Here is a 4030-nt window from a genome sequence, read left to right as displayed (position 1 = left end):
GTGCCGTCGCTCTCGCGGACGGAGCGGGCGGCGCTGGCGGCGTCGCACTACGCTGGGCTCATTGCGCTCTACGGCCCACACATGGGGGTGCGCCACGCCCGCAAGCACCTGGCGGCCTATGCCGAGGCCGCCGGCGGCCTCGGCGCATCCGAACGCACGCGGCTCCTGACCACCACCGACCCGGAGGTGGCGGATCGGCTCCTGCGGGCCGCTTTCGAGGCCGCCCCGGCGATCGCGGAGGCCGCATGAGCGACGGGGAAAGTAGGGGCGACGCCGTGCCGGTCGGCCATGAGGCTTCGAGCAAGGACCTTGCGGCGAGACCGCGCGGCATGCCGAGCGCGGAGGCCGTGATCAACGCCTTGCCGCTGCCGGTGCTGACCATCGGCGCGGACGATCGCATCATGCACTGCAACCACGCGGCCGAGGCGTTCTTCGACTACTCCGCCCGGCTGATGCAGCGGCGTCGGCTCCGCGACATCATCCCCTTCGCCTCGCCGATCATCGCGCTGGTGGCGGAGGTGCGCCGCCGAGGCTCCAGCGTCAGCGAGTACCGGGTCGAGCTGACCCAGCCGCGCTCGGGCGCCGAGCGCAGCGTCGACGTGTTCGCGACCTCGCTCGGGGACGACGCCGAGGCGGTGGTGCTGATGCTCCAGGAGCGCACCATCGCCGACAAGATGAACCGCCAGCTCACGCATCGCGGCGCGGCGCGCTCGATGGTGGCGCTCGGCGCGATGCTCGCACACGAGATCAAGAACCCGCTCGCCGGCATCCGCGGCGCGGCCCAGCTGCTCGAGCAGTCCGGGCCCGAGGAGGACCGGGTGCTGACCAGCCTGATCTGCGAGGAGACCGACCGGATCGTGCGGATCGTCGAGCGGATGGAGCTGTTCGGCGACGAGCGGCCGGTCGAGCGCGGCCCGGTCAACGTCCACGGGGTGCTCGACCAGGTGAAGCGCTCGGCGCAATCCGGCTTCGGGCGCCACATCCGCTTCGTCGAGACCTACGACCCGTCGCTGCCGCCGGTGCTCGGCAACCGCGACCAGTTGGTCCAGGTGATCCTGAACCTCGTGAAGAACGCGGCGGAAGCGATCGGCGCCGACGCGGTCGACGGCGAGATCACCCTGTCGACCGCCTTCCGCACCGGCCTGCGCCTCCAGGTCCCGGGCTCGCGCGAGCGCGTCAGCCTGCCGATCGAGGTGGCGGTGCGCGACAACGGCCCGGGCATCTCGCCAGACCTGCTCCCGGACCTGTTCGATCCGTTCGTGACGACGAAGGCGCAAGGCTCCGGCCTCGGACTTGCATTGGTCGCCAAGATCGTCGGCGACCATGGGGGCATCGTCGAGTGCGATCCCGCCCCCCGCCGCACCGCCTTCCGAATCCTGCTGCCCATGTCGAGCGCCCGCGACGGGCGCGAAGCGGTCGCGGAGCCCGAGTAAGAGTCATGCCCAACGGCCACATCATCGTCGCGGACGACGACGCCGCGATCCGCACCGTCCTGAACCAGGCGCTGTCGCGGGCCGGCTACGAAGTCCGGTCCACTGGCAACTGCGCGACCCTGTGGCGCTGGGTGGCGCAAGGGGAGGGCGACCTCGTCATCACCGACGTGGTCATGCCCGACGAGAACGTGTTCGACCTGCTGCCGCGGATCAAGCGGGTGCGGCCGGAGCTGCCGGTCATCGTCATGAGCGCGCAGAACACCTTCATGACCGCGATCCGCGCGTCCGAGCGCGGCGCCTACGAGTACCTGCCGAAACCCTTCGACCTGAAGGAGCTGATCGCCATCGTCGGCCGGGCGCTGTCGCGGCCCCGCGGTACGGCGGCGGCCGCCTCGGCCCCCGACAACGAGGACATCCCGCTCGTCGGGCGCTCGCCGGCGATGCAGGAGATCTACCGGGCGCTCGCCCGGCTGATGCCGACCGACCTCACCGTGATGATCACCGGCGAATCCGGCACCGGCAAGGAGCTGGTGGCGCGCGCGCTCCACGATTACGGCCGCCGCCGCACCGGGCCGTTCGTGCCGGTCAACATGGCCGCGATCCCGCGCGACCTGATCGAATCCGAGCTGTTCGGCCACGAGAAGGGCGCCTTCACCGGCGCGCTGCAGCGCTCCGCCGGCCGCTTCGAGCAGGCGGAGGGCGGCACGCTGTTCCTCGACGAGATCGGCGACATGCCGATGGAGGCGCAGACCCGGCTGCTGCGCGTGCTGCAGCAGGGCGAGTACACCACGGTCGGTGGCCGGGTGCCGATCAAGACCAACGTCCGCATCATCGCCGCGACCAACAAGGATCTGCGCATCTCGATCCAGCAGGGGATCTTTCGCGAGGACCTGTTCTTCCGGCTCAACGTGGTGCCGCTGCGGCTGCCGGCGCTGCGCGAGCGCTCCGAGGACGTGCCGGACCTCGTCCGCCACTTCTTCATCCAGGTCGAGCGCGAGGGCCTGACGCGAAAGATGCTCGACGGCGAGGCGATGGAGCGGCTGAAGCGCTACCGCTGGCCCGGCAACGTGCGCGAGCTCGAGAACCTCGTCCGACGCTTGGCCGCCCTCTACCCGCAGGAGACCATCACCGGCCCGGTCATCGAGGCGGAGCTCGATACGCTGCCGCTCAGCCCCCCGGCCTCGGCCGGCAACGGCACCGCCCGCAAGGCCGGCGCCGACAACGAGACCCTGTCCGGCGCGGTGGAGCGCCACCTGTCGGATTACTTCTCCAACTACCGGGACACCCTGCCGCCACCCGGCCTCTACCACCGCATCCTGCGCGAGATCGAAGGCCCGCTGATCGGCGCGGCGCTGGCCGCCACCCGGGGCAACCAGATCCGTGCGGCGGAGCTGCTCGGCGTCAACCGCAACACCCTGCGCAAGAAGGTGCGGGACCTCGACCTGCAGGTGTTCCGCACCGCGCGTTGAGATCAGCGCGGCTGCGTCAGACGTACATCGCGATGGCGGATTGCAGCATCTCGTTGACGGTGCCGATGACCTTGGTGTTGGACGTATAGGCCTGCTGGGTCTCGATCATCTTTGAGAACTGATCCGAGATGCTCGCGTTCGACTGCTCGACCGAGCCGGCGGTGACGGTCGCGCCGTTCAGGCCGAAGCTCGGCGCCCCGGTGCTCGCGGTCGCCACGAAGGCGCCGCCGTCGAGCGAGGCGAGGGTGTCCCGCGCGCCGAACTGGGCCAGGGTCAGGGTTCCGAGCGCCTGGGTGCTGCCATCCGACAGGGTGCTGGTGAGGGCGCCGGCGGGCGAGACCGACAGGCTGGAGAGCGCGCTCGTGCCGGTGGGCGGCATCTGGACCGGCGCACCCTTCGAGGATCCGGCGAACAAGTAATACCCGGTCCCGTTGACGAGATACCCGCTGGCATCGGCGCGAAGTCGCCGCGCCGGGTATAAGCGAGGTCCGACCCGAAGCTCGGCGTCGATGCCGTCCCGAGATTCTGCCGGACGATGAAGTAGCCGTCGCCGCCGATGGCGAGGTTCGTCGCGATGCCGGTCGATCCCACCGTGCCCTGAAGCCCGAGGTTCGACCGCGTGCTGATCGCGACGCCGCCGGCGGGCTGCGTGCCGGCCTCGGTCTGTGCGAGCATGTCGGCGAAGCTCGTATCCGTGTTCTTGAAGCCGGCCGTCGTGCTGTTGGCGATGTTCCCGGAAATGTTGTTCAGCGCGAAGGATTGCGCCGATGTGCCGGTGATGGCGTTCGAGAGCGCATCCATCAGGCTCATCGTAGATCTCCTTCAGGGAACGGCCGCGCCCGATAAGAACACCGACGTCGGCGTGCCGACCGACCGCTCCCGAGCCAACCCTGATTAGAGATTTTATCGTTAATACGCGGTGTGTAACGAATTATATCTGCTACACCCATGATGCCGCCCTAGAAACGAAACTCGACATCTTGGAAATATTCAGACACAAAAATATCGGCGGCGACGATACTTCCACACGACGCTCAAGCCTACTCCCATTCCATTCGCGTCACGGCCACGCCGGTCAGCGCCGCGACGATGCGTTCGCGCTCGGCCCGGCTCGGGGCGATGCGCGCG

General features: G+C 69.2%; 3 protein-coding genes and 2 pseudogenes. 3 read left to right on the top strand and 2 right to left on the bottom strand.

The features are described 5' to 3' along the window. The 3 genes and pseudogenes from FV222_RS19280 to ntrC all read left to right on the top strand — a co-directional run. Positions 1-249, top strand: a pseudogene (locus FV222_RS19280) (tRNA-dihydrouridine synthase); the annotation flags it as partial. Positions 250-329: 80 nt separating this feature from the next. Then, positions 330-1433: an ATP-binding protein gene (locus FV222_RS19275; RefSeq protein ID WP_147752054.1), complete on the top strand. Its 1104-nt coding sequence runs from the start codon at positions 330-332 to the stop codon at positions 1431-1433. Between the two features lie 5 nt (positions 1434-1438). Next, positions 1439-2902 carry a nitrogen regulation protein NR(I) gene (gene ntrC, locus FV222_RS19270; RefSeq protein WP_147752036.1) on the top strand — a complete coding sequence of 488 codons (1464 nt, stop codon included), beginning with the start codon at positions 1439-1441 and terminating at the stop codon, positions 2900-2902. Between the two features lie 16 nt (positions 2903-2918). Here ntrC and FV222_RS31320 read toward each other — a convergent pair whose 3' ends face one another. Next, entirely contained in the window at positions 2919-3317 is a 399-nt protein-coding gene (locus FV222_RS31320) for a flagellar hook-basal body complex protein (protein WP_246685547.1), read from the bottom strand. 86 nt (positions 3318-3403) lie between these two features. Then, positions 3404-3643: pseudogene (locus tag FV222_RS31315) on the bottom strand (flagellar hook-basal body complex protein); the annotation flags it as partial. Positions 3644-4030: the final 387 nt, after the last annotated feature.

This window comes from Methylobacterium sp. WL103 (genome assembly GCF_008039885.1).
GTDB lineage: Bacteria > Pseudomonadota > Alphaproteobacteria > Rhizobiales > Beijerinckiaceae > Methylobacterium > Methylobacterium cerastii.
Note: the sequence above shows the minus strand (reverse complement) of the source record. Positions and strands in the feature narration are given on the sequence as shown.

Bases quoted from the DNA above. Each gene is read 5' to 3' on its own strand.
- FV222_RS19275 (WP_147752054.1), top strand. From the start codon at position 330: ATGCCGAGCGCGGAGGCCGTGATCAACGCCTTGCCGCTGCCGGTGCTG.
- ntrC (WP_147752036.1), top strand. From the start codon at position 1,439: ATGCCCAACGGCCACATCATCGTCGCGGACGACGACGCCGCGATCCGC.